This is a genomic window from Halomonas sp. I5-271120 (genome assembly GCF_030553075.1).
Taxonomy (GTDB): domain Bacteria; phylum Pseudomonadota; class Gammaproteobacteria; order Pseudomonadales; family Halomonadaceae; genus Onishia; species Onishia taeanensis_A.
The window spans coordinates 2,304,313-2,327,797 of record NZ_CP130701.1 but is presented as its reverse complement, the minus strand read 5'-3'; the positions used below and the strand labels follow the sequence as shown (position 1 = coordinate 2,327,797).

General features: G+C 65.4%; 22 protein-coding genes. 8 read left to right on the top strand and 14 right to left on the bottom strand.

Annotation, left to right across the window (positions count from 1 at the left end):
* Positions 1–4 precede the first annotated feature (4 nt).
* The 3 genes from rmuC to Q2K57_RS10410 all read right to left on the bottom strand — a co-directional run bounded on the left by rmuC (position 5) and on the right by Q2K57_RS10410 (position 4,488).
* Entirely contained in the window at positions 5–2,041 is a 2,037-nt protein-coding gene (gene rmuC / locus Q2K57_RS10420) for a DNA recombination protein RmuC (RefSeq protein WP_304524989.1), read from the bottom strand.
* Positions 2,042–2,115: 74 nt separating this feature from the next.
* A complete protein-coding gene (cysK, locus tag Q2K57_RS10415; protein ID WP_304524988.1) occupies positions 2,116–3,087 on the bottom strand; it encodes a cysteine synthase A in 972 nt (323 codons plus the stop codon).
* A gap of 57 nt (positions 3,088–3,144) precedes the next feature.
* Entirely contained in the window at positions 3,145–4,488 is a 1,344-nt protein-coding gene (locus Q2K57_RS10410; protein WP_304524987.1) for a DUF2252 domain-containing protein, read from the bottom strand.
* A 185-nt stretch (positions 4,489–4,673) separates the two neighbouring features.
* Between Q2K57_RS10410 and Q2K57_RS10405 the strand changes: the two genes are divergently transcribed.
* The 5 genes from Q2K57_RS10405 (at position 4,674) to Q2K57_RS10385 (ending at position 8,775) form a co-directional block, all read left to right on the top strand.
* Positions 4,674–4,883: a hypothetical protein gene (locus Q2K57_RS10405; RefSeq protein ID WP_112055155.1), complete on the top strand. Its 210-nt coding sequence runs from the start codon at positions 4,674–4,676 to the stop codon at positions 4,881–4,883.
* A gap of 106 nt (positions 4,884–4,989) precedes the next feature.
* Positions 4,990–5,463 (top strand): NfeD family protein, encoded by a 474-nt coding sequence (locus Q2K57_RS10400; RefSeq protein ID WP_304524986.1) that lies wholly within the window; start codon positions 4,990–4,992, stop codon positions 5,461–5,463.
* Between the two features lie 2 nt (positions 5,464–5,465).
* The gene (locus Q2K57_RS10395; RefSeq protein WP_304524985.1) at positions 5,466–6,515 is read left to right on the top strand and encodes an SPFH domain-containing protein; all 1,050 of its coding nucleotides are present in this window, start codon (positions 5,466–5,468) and stop codon (positions 6,513–6,515) included.
* Positions 6,516–6,837: 322 nt separating this feature from the next.
* Positions 6,838–7,287, top strand: a complete 450-nt coding sequence (locus Q2K57_RS10390; protein ID WP_304524984.1) for a DUF2946 domain-containing protein — start codon at positions 6,838–6,840, stop codon at positions 7,285–7,287.
* Between the two features lie 99 nt (positions 7,288–7,386).
* Positions 7,387–8,775 carry a PepSY domain-containing protein gene (locus Q2K57_RS10385; protein WP_304524983.1) on the top strand — a complete coding sequence of 463 codons (1,389 nt, stop codon included), beginning with the start codon at positions 7,387–7,389 and terminating at the stop codon, positions 8,773–8,775.
* 55 nt (positions 8,776–8,830) lie between these two features.
* On the opposite strand, the gene zapE is transcribed toward Q2K57_RS10385, so the two are convergent.
* The 6 genes from zapE to Q2K57_RS10355 all read right to left on the bottom strand — a co-directional run bounded on the left by zapE (position 8,831) and on the right by Q2K57_RS10355 (position 16,564).
* Positions 8,831–9,994 carry a cell division protein ZapE gene (gene zapE, locus Q2K57_RS10380; RefSeq protein ID WP_304524982.1) on the bottom strand — a complete coding sequence of 388 codons (1,164 nt, stop codon included), beginning with the start codon at positions 9,992–9,994 and terminating at the stop codon, positions 8,831–8,833.
* Between the two features lie 241 nt (positions 9,995–10,235).
* Entirely contained in the window at positions 10,236–11,579 is a 1,344-nt protein-coding gene (astB, locus tag Q2K57_RS10375; RefSeq protein WP_304524981.1) for an N-succinylarginine dihydrolase, read from the bottom strand.
* A complete protein-coding gene (gene astD, locus Q2K57_RS10370) occupies positions 11,576–13,045 on the bottom strand; it encodes a succinylglutamate-semialdehyde dehydrogenase (RefSeq protein ID WP_304524980.1) in 1,470 nt (489 codons plus the stop codon). Before astD ends, astB begins: the two co-directional genes overlap by 4 nt.
* A 116-nt stretch (positions 13,046–13,161) precedes the next feature.
* Positions 13,162–14,220, bottom strand: coding sequence for an arginine N-succinyltransferase (gene astA / locus Q2K57_RS10365; RefSeq protein WP_304524979.1), 1,059 nt, complete (start codon positions 14,218–14,220; stop codon positions 13,162–13,164).
* Positions 14,220–15,284: an arginine N-succinyltransferase gene (locus Q2K57_RS10360; protein ID WP_112055148.1), complete on the bottom strand. Its 1,065-nt coding sequence runs from the start codon at positions 15,282–15,284 to the stop codon at positions 14,220–14,222. Before Q2K57_RS10360 ends, astA begins: the two co-directional genes overlap by 1 nt.
* A gap of 65 nt (positions 15,285–15,349) precedes the next feature.
* Positions 15,350–16,564: an aspartate aminotransferase family protein gene (locus tag Q2K57_RS10355; protein ID WP_112055147.1), complete on the bottom strand. Its 1,215-nt coding sequence runs from the start codon at positions 16,562–16,564 to the stop codon at positions 15,350–15,352.
* A gap of 259 nt (positions 16,565–16,823) precedes the next feature.
* Between Q2K57_RS10355 and Q2K57_RS10350 the strand changes: the two genes are divergently transcribed.
* Positions 16,824–17,618, top strand: coding sequence for an SDR family NAD(P)-dependent oxidoreductase (locus Q2K57_RS10350; RefSeq protein WP_112055146.1), 795 nt, complete (start codon positions 16,824–16,826; stop codon positions 17,616–17,618).
* 158 nt (positions 17,619–17,776) lie between these two features.
* Positions 17,777–18,409, top strand: coding sequence for a class I SAM-dependent methyltransferase (locus Q2K57_RS10345; protein WP_304524978.1), 633 nt, complete (start codon positions 17,777–17,779; stop codon positions 18,407–18,409).
* On the opposite strand, the gene rluF is transcribed toward Q2K57_RS10345, so the two are convergent.
* The 4 genes from rluF to fabV form a co-directional block, all read right to left on the bottom strand.
* Positions 18,389–19,552: a 23S rRNA pseudouridine(2604) synthase RluF gene (rluF, locus tag Q2K57_RS10340; protein ID WP_304524977.1), complete on the bottom strand. Its 1,164-nt coding sequence runs from the start codon at positions 19,550–19,552 to the stop codon at positions 18,389–18,391. The genes Q2K57_RS10345 and rluF overlap by 21 nt on opposite strands.
* Positions 19,553–19,754: 202 nt before the next feature.
* Positions 19,755–20,729 carry a GlxA family transcriptional regulator gene (locus Q2K57_RS10335; RefSeq protein WP_181463077.1) on the bottom strand — a complete coding sequence of 325 codons (975 nt, stop codon included), beginning with the start codon at positions 20,727–20,729 and terminating at the stop codon, positions 19,755–19,757.
* 201 nt (positions 20,730–20,930) lie between these two features.
* Positions 20,931–21,134, bottom strand: coding sequence for a hypothetical protein (locus Q2K57_RS10330; RefSeq protein ID WP_112055143.1), 204 nt, complete (start codon positions 21,132–21,134; stop codon positions 20,931–20,933).
* 65 nt (positions 21,135–21,199) lie between these two features.
* Positions 21,200–22,399 carry an enoyl-ACP reductase FabV gene (gene fabV / locus Q2K57_RS10325; RefSeq protein ID WP_112055142.1) on the bottom strand — a complete coding sequence of 400 codons (1,200 nt, stop codon included), beginning with the start codon at positions 22,397–22,399 and terminating at the stop codon, positions 21,200–21,202.
* Positions 22,400–22,538: 139 nt separating this feature from the next.
* Between fabV and Q2K57_RS10320 the strand changes: the two genes are divergently transcribed.
* Positions 22,539–22,934 (top strand): hypothetical protein, encoded by a 396-nt coding sequence (locus Q2K57_RS10320; RefSeq protein ID WP_112055141.1) that lies wholly within the window; start codon positions 22,539–22,541, stop codon positions 22,932–22,934.
* A gap of 56 nt (positions 22,935–22,990) precedes the next feature.
* Here Q2K57_RS10320 and Q2K57_RS10315 read toward each other — a convergent pair whose 3' ends face one another.
* Positions 22,991–23,485 carry a glutathione peroxidase gene (locus tag Q2K57_RS10315; RefSeq protein ID WP_112055140.1) on the bottom strand — a complete coding sequence of 165 codons (495 nt, stop codon included), beginning with the start codon at positions 23,483–23,485 and terminating at the stop codon, positions 22,991–22,993.

The window sequence follows — 23,485 nt, the reverse complement described above, 5'->3', positions numbered from 1 at the left end:
TTTTTCATGGGCGCTCCGCGGAGTCCCAGGCAAGTGTCGGCCGTGACGACGCATCGCCTGAATCTTCATGATGAGTGCTCTCTTGAGCCAAGCTTTCCTGGCCAGAGTTTTCTTGGCCGGGGGCAGCTTGATCAGAGGTGTTCGGCGCCGCGCCATGCGAGTCTTCGCCCTGCTCTATTTTGGCCGGCGCTTCAGCCTCTTCGCCGCCATCGACCGTATCGTCATTGATCTTGCCTTTATCCACCTCGCCGCTATCCATGCCGCCAGGCTCCAGTTCCAGCCGCGCTCGCTCGGTAATCTCCCGCGGCAGTTCCTTCTTCACCGCCACGCCGAGTTCGCGGAACTCGTTGGTCTGCTTGATCAGGTTGCCCTTGCCGGCGCTTAACTGATTCATGGCCTTATCAAAGCTCAGGCGAGCGCCGTCGAGCTTCTTGCCGACGTCTTCCATGCTGTTAAGGAACACACGCAGCTTGTCGTAGAACTTTTCGGCACGGCTGGCAAGCTCCGCCGAGTGTCGGCTCTGATCCTCGAAGCGCCAAAGCTGACGCACGATATTGAGGCTGGTCAGCAGCGTGGTCGGGGTGGCCACCAGGACGTTGTTTTCGATAGCACGCTGATAGAGGCTCTCGTCGTGCTTGAGGGCCTCGACGTAGGCGGACTCAACGGGAATGAACATCACCACCACTTCCGGCGAGTTGAGCCCCGGCAGATCATAGTAGTGGCGATCGGAGAGCTCGTTGATGCGATCGCCCACCGCCTTGCAGTGCTCGGCAAGTGCCTGATACCGCTCGCCGTCGCTGTCGCCGTTCACATAGCGCGTATAGGCGGCAAGCGACGTCTTGGCGTCGATCACCAAATGTTTTTGCTGGGGTAGGTAGACGATGGCATCTGGACGGCGACGACCGTCTTCGGTGGTGAAGCTGACTTCGCGGTCATAGTCCTTGCCCCGGCGCAGGCCGGCACCATCCAGCACGTTCTCGAGCATCAGCTCGCCCCAGTTGCCCTGGATCTTCTTCTGGCCCTGCAGGGCGTTGGTCAGCTTGTCGGCCTGATCGGTGATCGCCTGGTTCAGGCTCTGCAGGTGCTTGAGCTCGGTGCGCAGCTGCACGCGCTGCTCGCTCTCCTGCTGATGGATGGACTCAACCTTCTCGCGAAAGCCCTTCATCTCACTCTGGATCGGCTGCAGCAGGCCGGTCAGGCGCTGCTGAGACATGTCCGAGAAGGCCTTGCCCTTGCGCTCGAGGATCTCATTGGCAAGGTTCTCGAACTCCTGCTTCAACTGATCGCGACTCTCCTTGATCAGCGTCAGCTGTTCGTCGAAGTGCTGCTGCTTCTGGGAGAGCGTGCTGGTCAGCTCGCCATGAGTGGTCTTCAGGTTCGCAAGCTCTTCGGCCAGCGTCTCGCGGGCAGCCTTCTCGCGTTCCCACCAGGCCTGATAGTTGACCAGCGCTGCCTGCTTCTCGTCGCGCTGGGTGCTTGCCGAGCGGAGATTCTCGCGCAGGTCGGCGACCTTCTCCTGGCTCTCCTCGAGCGCCTGCTCGAGCCTGACGCGCTGTGACTCGGCCCGCTCGAGCCGTTCCTCACGCTCCACCAACCGCTCATGGAAACCGTCCGAGAGTGCCGTCTGGTGCTCGCGTAACCGAGCCAGCGACTCGGTCAGCGTCGCCTTCTCTTCGCCTAGCGCCTGAGCCCGCTCTCGAGACTCGGTAAGCGCATCAGTAAGCCGCTCGACTTCTTGCTCGCGGGCGGTGAGCCTCTCTCGCAGACTTGAAAGCTCGGTCTCCAGACGCGCCCTTGCAAGCTCGGCCTGAGAGAGCGCTTCGCCTTTCTCGACCAGCGCCGTCTCCCGCTCAGCAAGCATCGCGTCACGCGCTTCCAGCGTCTCAGCCTGATGGGCCAACGCCTCGCGCAGCGACTCAGCCTGCGACAGTGCCTCGGCCTGGGCTTGCTTGAGCGCCTCACGGCGCCGTCGACGGGCCAACACAGAAGTCACCAGCGCCCCCAGCACGAAGGCCACCATGGCCGCCAGCGTAGCCATCATTCTTGGATCAAGCGTCATGCTTCTGCCCTTATGATTCGTCGTTGCCGATGACGTGAGCCTTGCATCAATCGGCCTTACTGCACCGTTTCCTGTTCGCTAAAGCGGTCGGCAAAGAGCGCGGAACTCAGATAACGCTCGGCGTTATCGGGTAGCACCACGACGATATTCTTGCCGCGATGTTCGGGCTGCTGGCCGACACGCACGGCAGCGGCCACGGCGGCTCCGCAGGAGGTGCCACAGAGGATGCCTTCCTCGAGCATTAGCCGGTGCGACATGGCCATGGCGTCTTCGTTGCTGACCTGCTCGACCTGGTCGATCATCTCAAGATCGAGGTTTTTGGGCACGAAACCGGCGCCGATCCCCTGAATTTTGTGCGGCGCGGGGGCCAAGGGCTCGCCGGCCAGGGTCTGGGTGATGATAGGCGAGTCAGTGGGTTCGACGGCCACGCTGGTAATCGCCTTGCCCTGGGTCTGCTTGATGTAGCGCGAAACACCGGTCAGGGTGCCGCCGGTGCCCACCCCAGCAACGAACACATCCACCGCGCCGTCGGTGTCGTTCCAGATCTCGGGGCCGGTGGTGGTCTCGTGGATGCGCGGATTGGCCGGGTTATTGAACTGCTGGGGCATGAAGTAGCGTTCAGGCGCGGACGCGGCGATTTCCTCGGCCTTGGCGATGGCCCCCGGCATGCCCTTGGCGGGCTCGGTCAGCACCAGTTCGGCGCCCAGTGCCTTGAGCACCTGGCGCCGCTCCAGGCTCATCGACGCTGGCATGGTCAGCATCACCTTGTAGCCGCGAGCGGCAGCGGCGAAGGCAAGTGCGATGCCGGTATTGCCGCTGGTTGGCTCGATGATGGTCATGTCCGGCGTCAGCAGACCGCGTTCCTCGGCGTCCCAGATCATCGCCGCACCGACCCGACACTTCACCGAATAGGCCGGGTTGCGGCCCTCGATCTTGGCCCAGATGGTCGCGCCTGCGTTTACCCGGTTCAGACGCACCAGCGGGGTATTACCGATAGACAGCGAGTTGTCGTTGTGGATATTGGCCATGAGTCCTTCCCTGGGGATATATGTGTGAAATTGAATATCTGCCGATCATAGCACCGGCTAGGGTTTGTCCGAATAGCCGGGCATACGGGCCTCGACGAAGACCCGGTAATCCTGTGCCACGCAGTCGGCATAGGTCACCGCCAGGGTGCTGACGACCTCGACGAACGGCTCCAGCCGGCCATCGAGTCGCTCGCAAACATTGCGTGCAAAGCGCGCCGGGTCATCCTGGTTAAGGGCACGGGCGCCACGCAGGTGCTCGCGAGCGAGAATCCGCCCCCACTGTTTGACCAGCTGACGGTAGGGTTTGGCGCCGTCGAGCTTGTGGGTGGGAAAGTCTTCCTTGAACGGCGAGCGCTCGCGCACCGAAAACACCCTTTCGCCCAGGTGCAGCCAGCCCAGGTAGAGATCGGGATACTCGGCGATGGCGCTGAAGGCGGCGGCATGACGTGTGCCTTCATGGGGGAAGGTGGCCTTCCAGGCACGCTTCTCGGCGGCATTCATCTTGCGCCAGCCTTCAGGGGGCGTCTGTTCTTTCACATCGAGAATCACGTCGTCGTGCTCATGCTTGTGTTCGAGCCTGCGTCCGCCCTCGATCAGCACGTAATAGCGCTCGAGCCCCAGCGAGCCGGTGCCGGCGTCGAGACGCCGCGCCATGTCCTTGACCCGGAAGTGATCCTCCTCGGCCTCGGCGCGCGCCCCGCCCAGGGTATTGCGGTATTCCTCCTCGATGGCCTTACGCAGCTGGCTGCCCAGGTGTGCAGGCAACCGGGCCAGCTTCTCTGGGCGGTCCTCGACGGCGAAGCGCCGCCCCGTCTCGTCGAGAGTGGTCCACTTGTCGAGCATCTTGGCCCGGCTTTCCTTGCGGGTCACCTTCTCGAGGAAAGGCGCCAGCGGTCCCTTGGCGGTCTCGAGGGTCACGGCCATCGGCGCCTCGCCGCGCACGTGGCCGGCCAGCTCGTCGTGGTAGCTCTCGAGCAGCTTCTTCAATGCCTTGCGGATACCCTTGCGCGACAGGCCGACGTTCTCGCGGGCGTCGAGCACCAGGCTAATGGCCAGCCGCCAAAGATCGTACTGATAGTCGCCGATCAGGGCATCGTCGAAATCATCCATGCCGTAGCGCACCGCATCGTCGTGGTGGCCATAGGCGCCGAAATTGTAGGCATGGGCATCGCCCTGCAGCCAGGTCTGGGTCTCGGGCAGGCCACCGAACAGCGCGAAGCGCCAATCGTGCCAGACATCGTCCCAGTAGAGATGATTGGTGCCACGAAAGAAGCGGTACGGCGACTGTGCCAGCTTGGCGAACTTGGCCTCCCGGTCGGCATCGGAAAGGCTGGCGTTGGCGGCATCGATGGCATCGAGCACCTGCTGGGGTCGGTTATGGCGTGTCAGGGGCTGCGACATGCGGCGTGTCTCCTCGATAAGGGGCAATAGCCATGATAGCGGCCAGTCCCTTCATGGTAGAGGCGGATGACGTTCGATGATATGACACCAAGAGAGCGGTCACGAAGATGTCACCAGGCATAATGGCGGGGTATGATCACGGCATTACGCTTCGATCTTGTGCTATCCGTAGAAGGCTCATCGCCATGCCACACCCACGTCTGCGCGCCCTGCCGCTTATTGCCGGCCTCCTGCTCGCGATGCTGCTCACCGGCTGCACCATCAACACCTACCCGGATGGACACCGCGAGACCGTGCTCGGTGCGCCTGGCGACGAGACGCCCACGCCCTACTCGCCGGGCGTGATCCTCGATGAAACCGGTGAACCCCGCGCGATTTCCGACGCGCCGCGCTGACCCCCTCAGCGACGCAGCGCACGGATAATGGCACGGATACCCTCGCCTGAAACACTGTACTCGGCATAACACCGGCGACTAGCCGGCCTGCCCACAAGGAACCGTCATGGAATGGACCCCCGCGATGCTCTGGCTCGCCGCCGCCCTGGTGCTCGGTCTGGCCGAGCTAACATCCGGCACTCTGCTGCTGCTGGCACTCGCCATCGCCGCCGCCCTGACCGCGGCGACCACCGCCGCCCTCGGGCTACCCGTTAGCGGGCAACTGCTCGCCATGGGCGTGCTGGCCGGGGTGCTGGTTCCGCTGACCATCAAGGTGATTCGGCCACGCTTCTCGCCTAAGGGTGTGGCCTATGGCACCACAGGCAGCGGCGCCGAGCAGGGGCGACATTACCTGACGCTGGACCGCGACTTCGATGGCGCCAGCGGCCTAAAGATCAATGGCGACTTCTACCGCCTGCGTGTTGCCAATAGCACCACCACTCGTCTGCCACCGGGCACCGAAGTCATCTTCAAGGAATTCGATGGCACCACCGCCATCGTCACGCTGGCATCCGCCAGCGCATCATCACAGGAGCAGTGAAAATGGAATTTCCGTTGAGCCCGGGGCTGATTCTCAGCCTGATCGTGGTCGTCATGGGTATCGTGGTCATCGCCAAGGGGCTGGTGATCGTGCGCCAGTCCGAGGTCATGGTCATCGAGCGGCTGGGCTCGTTCAATCGGGTGCTGGAGAGCGGCATCAATATCATCATCCCCTTCATCGAACAGCCCCGCGCCATCACCATGATCCGCTACAAGAAGATGGGGGAGGAATACCTGCCGCTGACCAGCGACGAGGTTCGCATCGACCGCCGTGAAACGGTCATGGACTTCCCCGGCCAGCCGGTGGTAACCACCGACAACGTCACCGTGACCATCAACGGCGCACTCTACTATCAGATCATCGATCCCAAGCGGGCGGTCTACGAAGTCGAGAACATGAGCCAGGCAGTCGAGGTGCTGGCCAAGACCACCCTGCGCTCGGTGGTCGGCAAGATGGAACTCGACAAGCTGTTCGAGTCCCGTGCCGAGGTCAACAACGAGATCCAGGCCTCGATGGAAGAACCGGCTTCAAAGTGGGGCGTGAAGATTTCAAGGGTCGAGGTGCAGGACATCGCCATGCCCGAAGAGGTCGAGTCCGCGATGCGCCTGCAGATGGCCGCCGAGCGCAAGCGTCGTGCCACCGTCACCGAAGCCGAGGGCGAGAAGTCCGCCGCCATCGCCATGGCCCAGGGTCAGCGCGAGTCGTCGATCCTCAACGCCGAAGGCGACAAGGAGTCCGCCATTCTGCGCGCCCAGGGCGAGCAGGAATCGATCAAGCTGGTGCTCAACGCCATCGGCGAGAGCGAGGAGAACAAGCGCACCGTAGTCGGCTACCTGCTCGGTCAGAGCTACATCAAGGCCCTGCCGACCATGGCCAAGGACGGCGAGCGGGTCTTCGTGCCCTACGAGTCCTCGGCGCTGCTCGGTTCGATGGGCATGTTCCGCGAGATGGCCGGCTCCCCGGAAGACAGCGTGCGCCAGCATCTCAACTCAAATGCCAGCCAGTCCGGCCTGCGCAGCGGCATGCTGGGCGGGGCCAGCAGCGGCTCTTGAGCCATGCTCGTTGGCAAGGCCATCGATGCCTAAGTGGAATGCTGAAAGCCCAGGCCCTGGGTTCTACTTCCTGAGCTCTGAACATTAGCCACCGGCTGTCAGAGCGCGTCGGCAAGCTCGCGCCAGGACTTGCCTTCAAGGCCAACCCTCACTATCACCCTCCTGTCGCAAGCGCCGCACCGAGCCCTGCGACAATAGGCCCTATGTCGCCGGTAGGCGACATAGGGCCGCTGTTTTATAGTGCGCTATATCATCCTCAGGCGAGCGTCGCTCCTGGGCCCGCTTCTTTCCTTTCTTCCTTTCACTTCGGATATCCGCTCTCTTGCCAAGGCCTGTACGTCACTCCCGCGTCCACCGCCCGCATGGCGACACCGGCCCGCGGATACGACCCGACCGCCGCCTGGCCTGGCTGGCGCTGGTCGCCATGCTGCTGGTATTCGTCGGCCCGCTGATCAGCCAATCGCAGCGCCTGCTGGTGCATGAGCAGCCCGACATGCCCATGGCTCAGGCTCAGGCTCAGGCTACGAGCGTGACTGAGACCCATGAGCCCGCCGACCACGGCGGGATGCGTCACCACGCCGATGCCCTGGCCGCCTGCGGCTATTGCGTGCTGTTCGCCCACACTCCGGGGCTGGTGCCGACGCTGGCACCACTGGCAACGACGCCACCACCCACCCGCGCACGTCCGGTGGCCAGTCTCCCGCTGGCGCACTCCGAAGCCTCTTATCCGGCGTTCGCGCCCCGCGCCCCGCCGCGCTCCCTGATGTCGTGACCCCACTCCCCTGACGGCAGGCGGCCATGGCCGCCTGCCGAACAGGCCTGTGCCCTGCACTGATCCGCAGGACATCGCTCCATACATCAGAGACGCCCGATGACCGAATCCGCGACGGCTTCCCCGCGCACCGCCAGCACCCTCAAGGCGCTGATCATCCGCCTGCATGGTTGTATCGGCCTAATGGTAGGCCCCTTCATCCTGTTCGCGGCGCTGACCGGCACCCTCTATGCCCTGACGCCGGCGCTTGAGCGGGCGATCTATCATGAGGCCTTGACCACTGATCCCGCAGAAAGCGCGGGGGGCGCCTTACCAGCGCCGCTTGCCCAGCAGATCGCCGCGGCCAAGGCCTATATAGAGGATGACCGCACGCCCAGCGCCGTGCGCCCGGCCCCAGAGCCCGGCACCACCACCCGGGTGATGTTCAACGACCCAAGCCTCGAGGGCGGCGAGCATCGCGCCATCTTCATCGACCCAACGAGCCTTGCGGTGCGCGGCGACCTGACGGTCTACGGCACCAGCGGTGTGCTGCCACTGCGACGCTTCATCGACCAGCTGCATCGCAACCTGATGCAGGGCGATATCGGCCGGCTCTACAGTGAGCTGGCAGCGTCCTGGCTGTGGCTCGCGGCCCTCGGCGGCCTGGCCATCTGGGCCTTCTCACCAACGCCCCAGGTCGATTCGCGCAAGCAGACCCGGACGGCCAAGCGCCTGCGCACTCGCCGCCGCCACAGCCTGCTGGGCCTGGTGCTGCTGGTAGGGATGCTTGCCCTCTCCGCCACCGGCATGACCTGGTCGCAATGGGCAGGCGGCAACTTCTTCACCCTGCTCAAGGCCGGTGGCTGGGGCACCCCCAGGGTGTCGCTCGATCTCGGTACGCCCACCGCCGCAAATGCCCACGCGGAGCATCAGGCCTCGCACGCCGGGACGGCCCTTCTGAATACGGGCGATATCGACCGAGTGTTGGCCGTGGCCCGCCACGCGGGCCTGGATGCCGGCAAGATTGAGCTAAGGGTGCCCGGCCCTGATCAAGCGTGGAAGGTGCGCGAGATCGACCGCGGCTGGCCCTCACAGGTCGACGAGGTGGCCATCCACCCACACAGTTTTGAGGTGCTCGATCAGGTACGCTTTGGCGACTACTCGCTGCCGGCCAAGCTGACCCGCTGGGGCATCGATGCCCACATGGGCGTGCTGTTCGGCCTGCCCAACCAACTACTGTTAGCCGGGCTCGGGATCGGCATCATCGTCATGGTGAGCTGGGGATACATGATGTGGTGGCGGCGCCGTCAGCCAAACACCGGGCAGGCCCTGTGGCCGCTGCTGCGCCGCCTGCCGCCGGCCACGCTGCTCGCGCTTGGTGTTATCGCCCTGGGACTGGGGGTTGGCATGCCGGTGCTGGGAGTGAGCCTGCTGGTTCTGCTGGCCATCGACGGGCTGCGCGGTGACAAGCGCGCGGCGGCCAGCGAAGCAGCGAGCGGTTCTCGCTAGGCGAATCCCTCCTCGTCCTTATACGGCCGGTCATTCAGCACCGATCGGCCGCTGCCTAGGCACCGAAGCGGCGAAGCTGCATCTCCTGCAGACGACTCAGACTGCGCCGGAACGGAAAGGCCAGGTGCCCCTTGGAGTAAAGCGCCTCGAGGGGCACGCGGGCGGCGAGGTAGAGAGGAATGCCCCGGTCGTAGCACTCATCGACCAGGGCAATGAAGCGGCGCACGCCGTCGTCCTGGGGCGAGAGCGCGGGCAGCGTCCGGTCGCCTGCCACCACCCGCTCCACGCCGTCCTCGGTGCCGCGGGCGATGCGCGCGGCCTCGGGCTCGCCGCCCAGGCTCGGCACATCATCCAGCAGGATGGACCGAAACCGGTCGCACAGGCCGATGAAATCCAGCGCCGACAGCGGCTGCTCGCAGAGCATGGCGTAGCGACACCAGAGCACGTCCTCGCCTCGCTGATTCACGTCGATCTCACGGTGGCCAAGGGTGATGGGCTCGCGCGTGGTCGTTTGCCCTGCTGCCAATTCCTCGAAGACTGCCGGCAGCGGGCTCGGCGTGCCGGGCTCGACCACCCAATAGCGCTCATGCGCCTCGCCCGGATGCTGGCGATGGTCCTGGCCGCCGTCGAGGTGAATCACCTCAAGATGCCGCTCAAGGGCGGCGATGGCCGGCAGGAAGCGCTCGCGGTTGAAGCCGTCTGCGTAGAGCTGATCCGGCGCCTGATTGGAGGTGGTAACCAGCACCACGCCCTGCTCGAACAGCGCTATCAGCACACCGCCCAGCAGCATGGCATCGGCGATGTCGTTGACGTAGAGCTCATCCAGGCACAGCACCCGCACCTCACCCGCAAGCTCAGCCGCCAGCTGGCCCAGCGGGTCGGCGGTACCCATCAGCTGGAACTGGCGCCGGTGCACCCAGCGCATGAAGTGATGAAAATGCTGGCGGCGCGCCGGCACCTCAAGCGAGGCCACAAAACGATCCATCAGCCAGGTCTTGCCTCGCCCCACCGGCCCCCAGAGGTAGAGGCCCCTGGCGCGTTCTGCCCGTGGGGACGTTGTCCCTGCTCCTGATCCCTGGGAGTTCGCTCTGTGCAGCGCCGCGACGCAGGCGTCCAGCGCCTCGGCAGCCTGGCGCTGGGCAGCGTCCTCGACAAAGCCGTTCTCAAGGGCGTGCTCATAGGCTTCAAGCGGCGAGAAGGTCATCGGCAGGGCCTGCATCGTGAAAGGAAATCTGAAGAGGCGTTACTGTGCCAGCGTCGGGGCTCGGTAGAAAGTGCCAGCCTCGCGGCAAGGTAAAAAGCGGCACGGCAGAAGGTGCCGGCGTGGGGGCACTATAAAAAGCGCCAGCGTCGGAGCAGCAATTAAGGCTACCAGAATAAAAAATGCCCCCGCCAGCCAGGGAGGCCGACGGGGGCGACGCATTGCCATGCCTCAAAGGACAAGCCCTCGAGGCAGCGGCCTATCCCAACTGGAACGGATACACCGAGCCGATCTCCAGAAGCTGTGTCAGCTCATCCAGGGCGCTGAGGGTCTCGACGGCAAGCTGCGGGTCGGCCAGATCCTCTACCGCCAGACGGTCGCGGTAGTGGCGCTCGACCCAGGCGGTGAGGTCGCCGTAGAGGCCGTCGTTGAGCAGCACCCGGCCGGTCACGGCGGCCCGCTCGGCGTCGGACAGCGCCACGCGCAGGCGCAGGCAGGCGGGACCACCGCCGTTGCGCATGCTCTGCTTGACGTCCTTGACCAGCACCTCGTTGATCGGGTTTGGGCCTGCGATCAAGAGATCCTGGATGGTGCGCCAGACCGCCTCGTTCTCCTGGCACTCACCTGGCACCACCAGGGTCATCGAGCCATCCGGGTTGGCGAGCAGCTGCGAGTTGAACAGGTACGACCCCACGGCGTCCTCGAGGCTGACCGCCTCTTCCGGCACCCGCACCGGGATCAAGGGCGTAGCCATCTTGGTGCGCAGCTCGTCCAGCGTGCCTTCTTCGTCGCGGAAGGCCTTAGCGTGGTAGAGCAACACCGGGCCATTGCCCACCGCGATAACGTCGTTGTGGAAGACGCCTGCGTCGATAGCGCCCGGGTGCTGCTGGGCGAACACCGTCTGGGCATCCGTCAGGCCGTGCTGGCGAGCGACGGCCTGGCTGGCCTCCAGCGTCTGGCGGGCCGGATAGCGCTTGGGCTCGATGCCATCGCCGCCGAAGGCTTGGCGGCCGTAGACGAACAGGTGCACGCCGGGCTCTCCGTAGGCGCCACACAGGCGGGTGTGGTTAGCAGCGCCCTCATCAGAGAAGGCGGGCGTGGCCGGCAGCACCGGATGATGGGCGAAGTGGCCTTCGTCCCGGAACATCGCCGAGAGCACCCGCCCGGTGGTCTGCGGTTCCAGATAGCGGTGGAAGCTCGACTGAAGGTTGGCCGGGGTGAAGTGCACCCGGCCACCCGGGGCATCGATACTCGGCGTCACGGTGCCGGCATTGGCGGTCCACATGCTGGAGGCCGAGCACACCGCCCGCAGGATCTGCGGGGCCTCCTTGGCGGCGCGGGCGAGCACCTCGCCATCGCTGCCGCTGAAGCCCAGCGCGCGCAGGGCGCCAAGATCCGGGCGCTGCTGGGGCGGCAACACGCCCTGGGCGTAGCCCGCATCCATCAGCGACTTCATCTTGGCAAGGCCCTGCAGGGCGCCTTCCCGGGGGTTGGAGACCAGGCCACCGTGGCTCATCGACGCCACGTTGCCGTGGGCCAGCCCCGAATAGTTGTGGGTCGGGCCCACCAAACCATCGAAGTTCACTTCCCGCACGTCACTCATAGCACCACCCCCGCCGGCAGCGTCTCGGGCAACACCAGGCTCTCGGCCTCCATGGAGGCGACCGGGTAGGCGCAGTAGTCGGCCGCGTAATAGGCACTGGGGCGATGGTTGCCGCTGTCGCCCACCCCGCCGAAGGGCGCATCGCCGGAAGCGCCAGTGGTCTGGCGGTTCCAGTTGACGATGCCGGCGCGGATGCGCAGCAGGAAGTCGTCCCAGTCGGCCCGCTCACCGCCGATCAGGCCTGCTGAGAGGCCGTAGCGGGTGTCGTTGGCAAGCGCGATCGCCTCATCCCAGTCGCCATAGCGATGCACCTTGAGCAGCGGGCCGAAGTGCTCCTCGTCGGGCACCGCGATGCCGGTGACGTCGATCAGCGCCGGCGACAGCAGGCTGGTGCCGTCTTCCAGCCGGCGCATGCGCGCGAGCACGCTGCCGCCCATGGCTTCCAGATCGTCCTGGGCCTTGAGCAAGCCGTTGGCGGCCTCGACACTGACCAGGCCGCCGTAGAAGGGGGCGTCCTCGCTGAACTGACCGGCCACCCGCAGCTTGGAGATGGCCGAGACCAGCGATTCGATCAGACGATCGCCGACCGGACCCTCCGGCACGATCAGGCGGCGCGCGCAGGTGCAGCGCTGGCCGCCGGAGAGGAACGCCGACTGCAGGATGGCCAGCACCGCGGCGTTTTCATCCGGCACGTCCTTGACCACCAGCGGGTTGTTGCCACCAAGCTCCAGCGCCAGAATCTTGTCGAGCTGGCCCACGAACTGGCGCTGCAGGATGCCGCCGACCTTGGCGCTGCCGGTGAACAGCAGGCCGTCGATGCCGGGGTGGGCGGAGAGCGCCTGGCCGACCGGGGCGGCGCCCTGCACCAGATTGATCACGCCGTCGGGCAGGCCGGCCTCGCGCCAGCACTGGAGGGTCAGGTCGGCGGTCAGCGGAGTCTGCTCGCTGGGCTTGAAGACCACGCTGTTGCCGGCCAGCAGCGCCGGCACCATGTGCCCGTTGGGCAGGTGGCCGGGGAAGTTGTAGGGGCCAAACACCGCCAGCACGCCGTGGGGGCGATGGCGCAGCACCGCGGTGGTGCCGTTAACATCCTTGCTGCGCTCGCCGGTGCGCTCGTGATAGGCGGCCACCGACAGCGCCACCTTGCCGATCATGGCGCCGACTTCAGTTCTGGCCTCCCAGAGCGGCTTGCCGGTTTCCTGGGCGATGGCGGTGGCAAGTTCTTCGCGGCGGCTGTCGAGTACGTCGCGGAAGCGCTCGATCAGCGCCTGGCGCTCGGCGAAGGGCGTGCGGGCCCAGGCCGGGAAGGCGGCGCGGGCGGCCTCGATGGCGGCGCCGACCTGGTCGGCGCTGGCACTGCCGGCCTGCCAGAGAGTGTCGTGTGACACTGGGTCGATTTTGACGAAGCCCTCGGCCTCGCCGCCGAGCCAGGTACCGCCGATCAGGAGTTGCTGCTTGGCGTGCATGAAGTCTCTCCCTCGGCGCGGCGGGGCCGCCGCGCTCGCGAAATGGGTGGCGGACCGGGGGGGGCGGTGCTGCCGTGACGCCCGGTCGCGAATTGTTATGGTGGATCGTCAGCGGCTCAGGTGCTGAGCACCCGCACGGTGTCGCCGGCGCCGACGCCAAGGCGACGGGCCTCGGTCTCGCTCAGGGTGATGACCTCGCCCTCGGGGCCACGGCCCACCCAGCAGGCGCAGAAGCCGACCATCGCGGTGGTCGATACCAGCCATTCCGGACGCTCGCCGCGCTCACCCTCACTCTTGTCCCCGGTCTCAGTGGTGAGCTCGGCACTCACCTCAACCTGGCAGAGCGTCGAGTTGCGCACCGCGCGTACGTCGTCGATATAGGCCTCGACGGTAGGACCGGCATCGAAGATGTCGATATAGCCTTCCCAGCGCAGCCCTTCCTTCTTGAGCATCTCGAGCGCCGGGCGGGTGTGCTCGTGCACCTCGCCGATGCAGGCCTGCGCTTCCTTCGAGAGGAAGGTGGTGTAGATCGGGAACTTGGGCATCAGCTCGCCGATGAAGCTCTTCTGGCCAAGGCCGGTCAGGCGGTCGGCCTGGTTGAAATTGAGCGGGAAGAAGTGGCTACCCAGGTTCTCCCAGAAGGGGCTCACGCCCTCCTCGTTGAAGACGCCACGCATTTCGGCCAGCACCTTGTCCGGGAAACGATCGCGGAACTGCGCCATAAACAGCCAGCGCGCCTTGGACAACAGGGCTCCGTTGCGCTCGTGGCGACGATCCGCGCCGCGATATTCAGGACGCAGGAACAGCGAGGCCACCTCGGCATCGCCGGTGTGATCTGAACTCAGGAACAGGGTATCGATGGTGCGGTGCAAATCGAGCTGCACCGAGGAGTGCGCCAGGGTGCCGAGCCGGTAGTGATAAAACGGCACCTCGCGCCCCACCTGGGCCTCGATGGCGCAGCAGCCGGCCAGCTCGCCGCTGTCCTCGTCTTCCAGCACGAAGAAGTACAGGCGGTCATCGACCGGAGTGCGTTCCTCGAAGGCGCGCGCCGCCGACTCGATCTTGCTGGCAAGAAACTCGCGATTATCGGGCAGCGAGGTGAAACCGACGCCGGTCTGTCGGGAGAGGGCCTGTAGGCCGTCCAGGTCGCCGCGGGCAATCGGACGAATGCGCATCACAGTTCTCCTTCGTCGAGGGCATCGATGGCGTCGGGCAGCGCAAGCGGCGCGGCCAGCACGGCGCGGCCCTCTTCGACGCCGAGGATCTCGGCGTGCTCGGGGGACAGCATCAGTTGGCCAGTGGGCGACAGGGCATAGCGGGCCACCACGCAGCGGAACTCGCCGAGCTTCTGGTTGGCGATCATCGCCGGCTCCGCATCGGGCAGCGACGACGCCGGGCGAATCCGCACCGGATGCCAGCTGGCGCGACGGAAGGTCTCCAGGCGGTCACGTTCGCCCTTGATCACCGGGCCGGCATCGAAGATGTCGACATGTCGGCTACGCACAAAGCCCTCGGCCAGCATCTCCTCGAGCGCCACCTCGTGATCCGGGTGCTCGCGACCGATAGCGGCCCGCGCCGGCGGCGTGAGCAGTGGCAGATAGAGCGGGAACTGCGGCATCACCTCGGCGATGAAGCTTTTCGAGCGCACTCCGGCGATGTGGTTGATCTCCTGATAGCCGCGCTGGAAGAAGTGCTCGCCGACGCTCGCCCAGAACGGTGACTCACCGGCCTCATCGAGAAAGCCCGGGAAGGCCACCGCCAAGAGGTCGGCGAAGCGCTCCGGATACTGGGCGATGAACATCAGCCGCGCCCGACGCAGAAGGCTCTCGGCGCTGGTGCCCTTGTAGCGCGGGTCCAGCGACAGCGCGCACAAGAGCGACGCCTCGGAGACCTCGTGGGACAGCGACAGGGTCTGCACCTCACGGCGCACGTTGAGCTGCTGCGAGGCGTGGATCAGGGTTTCCTGGCGATAGGTATAGTACGCGTCCACCGCCCCTGCCTGAGCGCGAATGGTGGCGGTACCCACCACCTCGCCGCGTTCCCGGTCCTCGAGCACGAAGGTGTAGTGCTCATCGCCGGGAAAGTCGACCGCGCGACCAAAGGAGCGCTGGGAGCGGGTGATCCGCTCTTCCAGACGATCGCGGTGAGCCGGCAGGTTGGTCAGGCGCGGCGTGGCGGTGCCGGCCAGGCGCTCAAGGGCCGGCAGGTCCGCCGAGCGAGCAGGACGAACGACCAGCATGGGCTGTCCTCCATCGTGGCCATGAGTGGGGGCTGAACCTTGGGCTGAGGCCGTCATGGTCGCGCTCATGCCTGGGCGACGAGCTTGGCGATGGCCCGCTCGAGGCGCGCCATGCCCTCGCGGATGTCTTCCTCGGGGATCACCAGCGACGGCGCCATGCGCAGCACGTTGGGCCCGGCGATCAGCGCCATCAGGCCCTCTTCGATGGCCAGCGGCAGGATGTCCTTGGCGCGGCCCTCATAGGCCGGCGACATCTGGGCACCCATCAGCATGCCCATGCCGCGCACCTCCTGGAAGACACCATGCTTCTGGTTGATCTCCTCGAGCAGCTCGCGGAACAGCGCGTGGCGACGCTTGACGCCCTCGAGCACCTCGGGGGTGTCGATGAACTCGACCGCGGCCAGCGCCACGGCAGAGGCCAGGGCGTTGCCACCGTAGGTGGAGCCGTGGGTACCGATGCCCAGCGCCGGGGCGATGGCGTCGGTGGTCAGCATGGCGCCGACCGGGAAGCCGCCGCCCAGCGACTTGGCGCTGGTCAGAATGTCCGGGGTCACGCCGTACTCCATGTAGGCGTAAAGCGAGCCGCTGCGGCCGACGCCAGTCTGCACCTCGTCGAAGATCAGCAGCGCCTGGTGCTCGTCACACAGCGCCCGCACGCCCTCGAGGAATTCCTGGGTGGCCGGCACGATGCCGCCCTCGCCCTGCATCGGCTCGACCATCACCGCGCAGGTGTCGTCGCCCATCAGCTCGCGCACCGCCTCGAGATCATTGAATTCGGCGTGCAGGATGCCGCCCGGCACCGGCCCGAAGCCCTGGGAATACTTGGGCTGGCCGCCGACGCTGACGGTGAAGAAGGTGCGGCCGTGGAACGACTGGCGGAAGGAAATGATCTTGTCCTTGTGCTCGCCGTGCTCGTTATAGGCCCAGCGGCGCGCCAGCTTAAGCGCCGCTTCATTGGCCTCGCCGCCGGAGGAACACAGGAACACCTTGTCAGCGAAGGTGCGCTCGACAAGCGTCTTGGCGAGTTTCAGCGCCGGCTCGTTGGTGTAGACGTTGGCCAGGTGCCAGACTTTATCGGCCTGATCCTTGAGGGCATCGACCAGCACCGGATGGCAGTGGCCGAGGGCGTTGACGGCGATGCCGCCGGCGAAATCGATATACTCGCGGCCGTCCTGATCCCAAAGGCGACTCCCCTCGCCGCGCACCGGGATCACTTGCTGGGGCGCGTAGTTGGGCGCCATATAGCGGTCGAAGTCGCTGCGGGTCGGGGTATAGCTCATGGTCTGTTCCATCCTTTTGGGATCTGGGTATTGAAAGAGTATACGGGGGCGCCGTCACGCTCGGCTTTCAGCGATGGGACGGCGAATTATGAAAAGCGGCGGGCGGCCATCAGGCCATCGGCGTCGATAACCATCCTTGAAGACGGCCCTTGAAGAATCCGGCGAGCGCCCCATCTTTTTAGCAGGCTAAAGACATCTCCTGCCCCGCCAGGGCTTTTTGACGAGCCCACCAGGGCCTATTCCACAAGGAGTCTGCCACATGCATATCGATCTATCCGGCAAGCATGCCATCGTCACCGGTTCCACCGCCGGCATCGGCTATTCCATCGCCAGTGGGCTCGCCGAAGCCGGCGCCGAGGTGGTGATCACCGGGCGCACCCAGTCCCGCGTCGATGACGCCATCTCAAGCCTGAAGAAGGCGCTTCCTCAGGCGAGCATTACGGGGGTCGCCGCCGACCTGGGCACTGCTGAAGGCTGTCAGGCGCTGATCGCTGCAAAGCCTGAAACCGATATTCTGATCAACAACGTGGGCATCTTCGCCCCCCAAGACTTCTTCGAGACCGACGACGAGACCTGGCAGCAGTTCTTCGACGTCAACGTCATGAGCGCGGTGCGTCTGTCGCGCCACTACGCCAAGGGCATGCGCGAGCGCGACTGGGGGCGGATCCAGTTCCTGTCCAGCGAGTCGGCGCTGAACATTCCCAGCGAAATGGTCCACTACGGCATGACCAAAAGCGCGGTGCAGTCGATCTCCCGCGGACTTGCCAAGGTGCTCGCCGGTACCAACGTCACCGTCAACGCCATCCTGCCGGGGCCGACCCGTTCCGAAGGCGTGATCAAGATGCTCAAGCAGGCCGCCGATGAGGCGGGCATCTCCCAAGAAGAGATGGAAGCCCGCTTCGTGCAGGAGAACCGTCCCTCTTCGATCATTCAGCGCCTGGCAACGCCAGAGGAAGTCGCCAACATGAGCGTCTACGCGGCCTCGCCCCAAGCTAGCGCCACCACCGGCGCGGCGCTCAGGGTGGAAGGTGGCATCGTGGACACCATGGCCTAAGCGATCCCGGGGCGCAGCAGCTACAGCAGTCGGAAAGATCCGCCTTGCCATTGGTTGATGGCAAGGCCCGGGGCTCTTCTCAGCTTTGCGAGACTGGCGCATGATGCAGACATGCATGGAGCCAAAAGCGGCCAGGTGAGCCCAAGGGAGACATCGCGATGTTCAATACCACCGGCTGGAACCGACTGCGCTATACCCTCTACGCCCCGGCCTATGACCTGGTCGCCGAACGCGCCTTTCGCCGCGCCCGCCGCCAGGCGCTGTCCGCCGTGGACTGGCAAACCGGCCAGCGAGTGCTTATCGTCGGCGCCGGCACCGGGCTCGACCTGCCTTGGCTGCCCCGCTGCATCGAGCTGCATGGCACCGATCTCTCCCCGGCCATGGTGCGCCGCTTTCAGGCACGCTCAGACCGCCTGGGCATCGATGCCAGCGCCCGGGTCATGGACGCCGAGCACCTCGACTACCCGGACGCTCACTTCGATGTGGTGGTGATGCACCTGATACTCGCGGTCATGCCGCAGCCACAGCAGGGCCTGCGTGAGGCCTACCGGGTGCTGGCCGATGACGGTCAGCTCTGCGTGCTGGACAAGTTCCAGCCCGATCACCGCCCGGCAGGCGCAGTAAGGCGGGCCTTGAACTTGGTGACCAGCGCCATCGCCACCGATATTACCCGCCAGGCCCAGCCACTGCTGGACGGCGCCGGCTTCGTGATCGAGAACGACGAGCCGGTGATGATGGGCGAGCTGTTTCGCGCCCTGCTGGCGCGAAAGTCAGGAACGCCCGCGCGGTGAGCGCCTAGCGGACCCGCCACCGGCCTTGTTCGGCCCTTGCTTGCTGGATCCTGGCTTACTGAATCCTTTCTTGCTGCCTGTCCTGTTGTCTGCCTTGCTAGCCCCTGGCTTGCTGCCTGACTTGGTCGGCGATTTGCTATTGAATCCCGCCTTGCCTTGACCGCCCTTGCCTGCGGGCTTGCCGTCCCCCGGTTTGGCCGCCTGCTTGATCGCCCGCTTGGGCTTGGCGGCGGGCTTACCCTGCGCTGACTTATTCTGACCCGGCTTACTCTGGCCGGGCTTACGCTTCCCGGGCTCGGCGGTGCGCTTGGCGCCGGGCTTGGCCGCGGCCGATTTGCCGGAGCCTGGTTTACCAGCGCCTGTCTTCCCAGCCCCTTGCTTAGCGGGCTTGGCCTTGCGCTTGGGCAGCGAGGCATCTTCGGTCTTGCGCGAATCGCCGAGCATACCTTCAAGGGTGGCCATCTCATCATCGCTCAGCTCGCGCCACTGGCCGGACGACAGCCTGTCCAGATGAATATTCATCAGCCGCACACGCTTGAGGTAGGTGACCTCATAGCCCAGGTACTCGGTCATGCGACGGATCTGGCGGTTGAGGCCCTGCGTCAACACGATGGTGAAGCTGTTGGGTCCGGTCTGTCGGACCGGACAGGGCTGGGTCACGGTGCCGAGAATCGGAATGCCCGCGCCCATGCGCTCGATGAAGCTCTGATCGATCGGGCGATCGACCCGCACTAGGTATTCCTTCTCGTGGGCGTTACCGGCCCTCAGGATCTTGTTGACGATATCGCCATCGTTGGTCAGCAGAATCAGCCCCTGGGAGGGCTTGTCGAGCCGCCCGATGGGAAAGATCCGCTCGGGGTAGTTGATCGCATCGACGATGTTGGTGGGGTCGGCGGGATCGGTGGTACAGGTCACGCCGACCGGCTTGTTGTAAAGCAGGTAGACCGGCCGGGGCTTGGCCCGCAGCGGCTTGCCGCGCACCGTGACCCGGTCGGCGTCGGTCACCCGCATGCCCATCTCGGCGCGGCGACCGTTGACCTTGACCGCCCCTTCTTCGATCAGCCGGTCGGCCTCGCGACGCGACACGATGCCGGTTTCGCTGATGAACTTGTTGAGGCGGGTATCGCTTGCGTCGAGTGCCATGGGGGAAACCGTGGAGAGTCGAGGGCATGACACGGGCGTCGAGACAGGGCTCGATGGTCGCCGCATCCTGCGTGCATGAATGTCGGCCAATGGTAGCGTCCCGGGCCGCCCGCGCCCAGCGGCGGCGGCAGATGGCCGGCTTTCGGCTATACCGTTCAGGCGCTCTGCCCTGTCATCCTGCTCGGACACGCCGCCGCGGCCGTTACGCCAAGCGCTCTTCCCGGGGCGTCATGCCGAAGTGGTTACGATAGGCGGTGGAGAAGTGGGCGCCGGAAGAGAAGCCGGTCTGCAGGGCGATGTCGCCCACCGCGCGATCACTCTCGCGCAGCAGCTTGCGCGCCTCCTGCAGGCGCAGGTCCAGGTAGTAGCGGCTCGGTACCGCCTGCAGGTACTTCTTGAAGAGCCGCTCGAGCTGGCGCCGGGAGATACCCAGGTGCTCGGCCAGTTCGTGGGTGGTCAGCGGCTCCTCGATGTTGGCCTCCATCAGCGACACGGCGTCGATCAGGCTCTGCGGGGCATGACCAAGCCGGGAGCGCAGCGGCACGTGCTGAGGCTCGTCGGCCATGCGGATACGCTCACAGACGAAGTGTTCGGACACCTTCTCGGCCAGTCGCTGGCCGTGGTGCATGCCGATCAGGGTCATCACCATGTCCATGGCCGAGGTGCCGCCGCCGCAGGTCAGCCGGTCTCGATCGATCTCGAAGAGCTGCGGCGACAGATTGATGCCCGGATGTTCCTGCCCCACGGCATCGACCCGCTGCCAGGGCAGCGTCGCCCGGTAGCCATCCAGCACCCCCGCCCAGGCCAGTACCTCGGCGCCGCCGGCGATGCCGCCCAGTACCACGCCTCGCCCCGCCAGGCGCTTGAGCCAGTCGGCGAGGCTCGCCGGCAGCGCGGCGGCCAGCGGGCTCGGCGCGCAGACCAGCAGCACGTCGAGCTCCCGGTCGTCGTCGCCAGGCACCAGCGGCGGCGAAAGCGACAGCTCGGCGGCGCTGGTCACCGCCCGGGCATCGAGGCCGAAGGCCACCGGCGCATAGAGCCGCCGGCCGGCCAGTTGGCTGGCCACCGCCAGGGGTTCCAGGGCACAGGCCTGGGCCAGCAGCGAGAAACCGGTCAGCAGCAGCACCCCCACCTGACGCGGCGGCTGAGCCGAAGGATCAACAGAAAGGTCATGCATTGCGGATCGCCATCATCTATCCAGCGCGGGAAGCACATCATAGGGCATCGCCGTCCCGCCGACAGCTCGGCGGAGCGAGGATGAAACTAGCGGTGCCAGCATGAAAAAACGCCCGAGCGAGGACGGGCGTTACGAGAACGACGGCCGCCGCGAGGCGGCCGTGCGAACAGACATGTCACCGACGGGTGGCGTGGGCGCCACTCAGGCTTTCAGCAGTACGAAGGCCACGCCCGCGACCAACACCAGGACCACCACGATCGGCAGCACCCAGTGCAGGCCATGAGCCGGCTCCAGCGCCTCGGGCTGACTTGCGTCGGGCTCCGGATGCTTGAAGTCCTCGGGCTGGCTGACCTCCTTGAGATGCTCAAGCTCTTCCTCGGAACTCTGACTGGTTCGTGTGTCCATCACGCACCTCCGCGATCGCTGATTCGTTGGCATCAGAGACCGTCAGGCTGTGCGCCAAAGGCCTCTTACAGTGTTACGACATCAAAATCGGCGACAGTATCCACATCGGCCTCGTAATCGACATCGTCACGCTCGAAGCCAAACAGCTTGAGGAACTCGTGCTTGTAGCCGGCGTAGTCGGTGATGTCGAACAGGTTCTCGGTGGTGACCTGCGGCCACAGCTCCTGGCAAGCCTTCTGGACATCATCACGCAGCTCCCAGTCGTCCAGGCGCAGGCGTCCGGCTTCGTCGGTGGCCGCTGGCGCACCCGAGTAGAGCGCCTCGCCGTAGAGACGGTTGAGCTGCTCAATGGTGCCCTCGTGCAGGCCCTGCTCCTTCATCACCTTGTAGACCATGGCGATGTAGAGCGGCATGACCGGAATGGCGGCGCTGGCCTGAGTGACCACCGACTTGAGCACCGCCACGTTGGCGCCGCCGTCGGTCGCCTTGAGCTTGGCGTCGATGGCGTGAGCGGCGCGGTCCAGGTCTTCCTTGGCCTTGCCCAGCGCGCCGTGCCAGTAGATCGGCCAGGTGATCTCGGTGCCGATATAGCTGAAGGCCACGCTCTTGGCGCCCGGGGCCAGCACACCCGCCTCGTCGAGGGCGTTCATCCACAGCTCCCAGTCCTCACCGCCCATCACGGTGATGGTGTCCTGGATTTCCTGCTCGGTGGCCGGCTCGACCTCGGCCTCGATGATGGCGTCCTTGTTGGTGTCGATCGCGGTGGCACGATAAGTATCGCCGATCGGTTTGAGCACCGAGCGCTTCATCTCACCGCTGTCCGGCAATTTACGCACCGGGGATGCCAGCGAGTAGACCACCAGATCGACCTGCCCCATATCCTCCTTGATCAGCTCGATGGCCTTCTCGCGGGCTTCATGAGAGAAGGCATCGCCGTTGATCGACTTGCTGTACAGGCCCTCGGCCTTGGCAAACTTGTCGAAGGCCGCCGAGTTGTACCAGCCGGCGGTGCCGGTCTTCTTCTCGGTACCGGGCTTCTCGAAGAACACGCCCAGGGTGTCGGCGCCGTAGCCAAAGGCCGAGGTGATACGTGCCGCCAGGCCATAGCCACTGGAGGCCCCGATCACCAACACCTTCTTGGGTCCGCTCGCCTTGTCAAGACCACGCGCCTTGGTGGCTTCGATCTGCTCGAGGACGTTCTTCTCGCAGCCGACGGGGTGAGTGGTGGTGCAGATGAAACCGCGAACCTTGGGTTTGATGATCACAGGCAACCTCGACAGTCGGTGATAAAGTGCAAGCAAAATGACAGTGGTGCATATTCTAGCGACTTGGCGCGCGAGTGTCCGCCCCTTGAGTCGGCTGCGCCCATCACCGAAGATGCTCTCCTCAACCGAGAGGATAACCATGGACACCCAAACCCTGGTCGACCTGCGTGCCGAACTCTGGCTCGCCCTGGCCCCGCTGTGGCTCGAACGCGAGCCCCGCGAGAGCGACTACGCGCGCATGGTCGAGGAGATCGAGCGCCACGATCTGACGCTCAAGGAGCTGGAGTGGATCTTTCGCCTGGAACTGGCGCCGGTCCTGGCGCGCCACCAGCTATCGGTAGCCGGAGAGTGGCGACGCTTCGATGACCGTAAGCTGGTAGGCCAGCTGGTCGCGCACTACAAGCGGCTCTCCGGCTGGCGCAAGAAGATGTGGATGCTGTTCTCGGGACTGACCACCATGATGACCCGCCATCGCTGGAACGAGCTGATGATGCGGGTGATGGTGGCGCGCGGGGAAACACCCGACTCGCGCTGACCCGCCCCAGCGGCGCAGCTTCGGGCTAAAAAGACGCCTCGGGCTAAAAAGGTGCCTCAGGCAGAAAAAGGCGCATCCAGCGCCGCTTCCAGCGCCACGCGGATCTCCCGCGCGCCGTCCCGGGGGCCGAAGCGGCAAAGCACCTGGCCCTCTCGACCCACCAGGAACTTGGTGAAGTTCCACTTGATCATCTTGGTGCCCAGCAGCCCCGGCGCCTGGCGGCGCAGCTCAATGAACAGCGGATGGGCGCCAGCGCCGTTGACCTTGACCTTCTCGAGCAGCGGGAAGGTCACCCCGAATTCCTGCTCGCCGAAAGTGCAGAAGGCGCCTGCCGATTCCGGCGACTGATGGGCAAACTGGTTGCAGGGAAAGCCGAGCACCGTAAAGCCCCGGTCGCGATAGCGCCGATAGAGACTTTCGAGCTCCTTGAGCTGGGGAGTAAAACCGCAGCGGCTGGCGACGTTGACTACCAGCAGTACCTGCCCGCGCAGGGCCAGCAGGTTGAAGGGGTCGCCCGCGGCAGTCTGACAGTCTATGTCGTGGATATGCAT